This is a genomic window from Vibrio sagamiensis NBRC 104589, from assembly GCF_007990935.1.
Lineage (GTDB): Bacteria > Pseudomonadota > Gammaproteobacteria > Enterobacterales > Vibrionaceae > Vibrio > Vibrio sagamiensis.
The window spans coordinates 1-2,110 of the sequence record NZ_BJXJ01000108.1 but is presented as its reverse complement, the minus strand read 5'-3'; the positions used below and the strand labels follow the sequence as shown (position 1 = coordinate 2,110).

General features: G+C 38.7%; 2 protein-coding genes and 1 pseudogene. 2 read left to right on the top strand and 1 reads right to left on the bottom strand.

Annotation, left to right across the window (positions count from 1 at the left end; all coding sequences use genetic code 11):
- Together VSA01S_RS19605 and VSA01S_RS20430 are read left to right on the top strand one after the other, a co-directional pair.
- On the top strand, nucleotides 1–986 hold a 986-nt coding region (locus VSA01S_RS19605), incomplete at its 5' end, for a BspA family leucine-rich repeat surface protein (protein WP_244949888.1).
- Between the two features lie 223 nt (nucleotides 987–1,209).
- A pseudogene (locus VSA01S_RS20430) lies at nucleotides 1,210–1,398 on the top strand (hypothetical protein); the annotation flags it as partial.
- 136 nt (nucleotides 1,399–1,534) lie between these two features.
- Here the strand turns inward: VSA01S_RS20430 and VSA01S_RS19595 are convergent.
- On the bottom strand, nucleotides 1,535–2,110 hold a 576-nt coding region (locus tag VSA01S_RS19595), incomplete at its 5' end, for a BspA family leucine-rich repeat surface protein (RefSeq protein ID WP_147052787.1).

Sequence of the window (2,110 nt, the reverse complement as noted above, 5' to 3'; positions counted from 1 at the left end):
CTGCATTTGCTATTGATATCTCGGTAAATTGCCCTGACCAACCTGTTAACTCCGTGATGCTTGAGAATGGTCAAGTTTATATAGTGGTGGATAACGCTCTAATTAAAAATAAAACTTTATTAGATAATTTAGAGCAAGGCTATATTCGGTTTTGCACTACACAGGTGACGGATATGAGCAACGTATTTCGTAATCGCGAATCGTTTAATGCCGATGTTAGCGATTGGGATACATCTAATGTATCGAATATGTATGGGATGTTTTATCATGCAAGCACATTTAACCAAGACATCGGTTCTTGGGATATTTCTAATGTGACCAATATGGGTCACATGTTTTCTAGTGCAAGTGCATTTAACCAAGACATCGGCTATTGGAATACATCGAATGTGACGGAAATGCCTGGGATGTTTCATGGCGCAAAAGCATTCAATCAAGATATAGGTTATTGGGATACGTCGAAAGTGACTGATATGGCGGTAATGTTTGCGGACACAAAATCCTTTAACCAAGATATAGGCTATTGGGATACCAGTAACGTAAAAAAAATGAACATGATGTTTTCAGATTCTTCTTCTTTTAACCAATATATAGGTCGATGGGATACATCGAATGTGACTGATATGGCCGCCATGTTTAGAAGAGCTATTGCATTTGACCAAGATATAAGTCATTGGAATACATCGAAAGTCAGGAATATGACGTACATGTTTAAATCTACTGATAAATTTAACCAAGATATAGGTCATTGGGATACATCGAATGTGAGGACTATGTTCTACATGTTCAAAGACACAAAAGCCTTCAACCAAGATATCAGTAATTGGGATACATCGAATGTGTCGCATATGATGGAAATGTTTGCTGAGGCTAAGGTATTTAACCAAGACTTAACTAACTGGAACGTGAGTAAAGTAATTAAGCATACTGACTTTGCGAAAGACAGTGTTCTGACTGAAGAACACCAGCCGTATTTTGTAGACTGATTCCCATTTCGGTTTAACTAAACAAAGGCCAGTGTTGATTGATTTAGCGCTGGCTTTTTGTTGGTTGAGTCATTCTCAAAAAGTGATGGCAAAAATGGCGGGAAAGACACCTCCTATTGAAGGGGGGAGTTATTACAACGACTGAAACTGTCGCCACTTTGTCGCCGTGTATTTTATTAATTTTATCTAAACTATTGTTTTATATTGCTTACTATTTGTTGTATATATAATGGCTTCTTTGATTCAATCTGGCTTAGATCTCTCACCGATCATCACTCATCATTACAAGATTGATGATTTCCAAGAAGTCACTTCGTTATCAATTCACCCGTATCGATTCTTCCTTTCATTCCAACATATGGTAACGCAATTGCTCGCCTCAAGCGTGAAGGTTGATTACTGTAAGATGTAGAACATCGACAATAGTATTGAGTCCGACCACGCTCCCATTATTAGGTAAGGAATCATTCAGATTCCTTACCTTCAGGTCCTTATGCAGCATTCAAATACCGAAAATAAGTACCGTTAAGTGATTTTTTCAAAAGAAATTATTGGGGGCATGTACCCCACTGTGGTTTATAACCATAGTTTAATTGGAACCCCGAATAATCATCAAAAAAGTACGGTTTGGTCGGTATTTCACCAACACACCAGTGGCTTAGGTCTTGGTTGAAGGCAGAAGCAATTTCGAACATATAATTCATATTCGTCACGCTGGAAGTGTCCCAGCCCCCAATGTCTTTATTGAAGGTAAAAGCATTAGCGAACATATAGCTCATATCCGTCACGCTAGAAGTATCCCAGCCCCCAATGTCTTGGTTGAAGCTAGTAAGTTCGAACATCCCTTCCATATCCGTCACACTGGAAGTATCCCAATCGCCAATGTCTTCGTTGAAAGAGAATTCACTAAGGAAAAGGTCACTCATATCTGTTACACATGATGTGTCAAATGTAATGTTTCTACCTTCAGAGAGTAAGCCTTTGTACTCAGTTTTTGGGGAAGCAGACGTGTTTATTACCGCTTTACGAATGGTCGCATTGTTTAAAACAATAGTCGTACCATTTTCATCATCAGCTCTGTCAAGCAGAGCTTGAATGTCTTCCATTGATGTGAAAGGCTTATC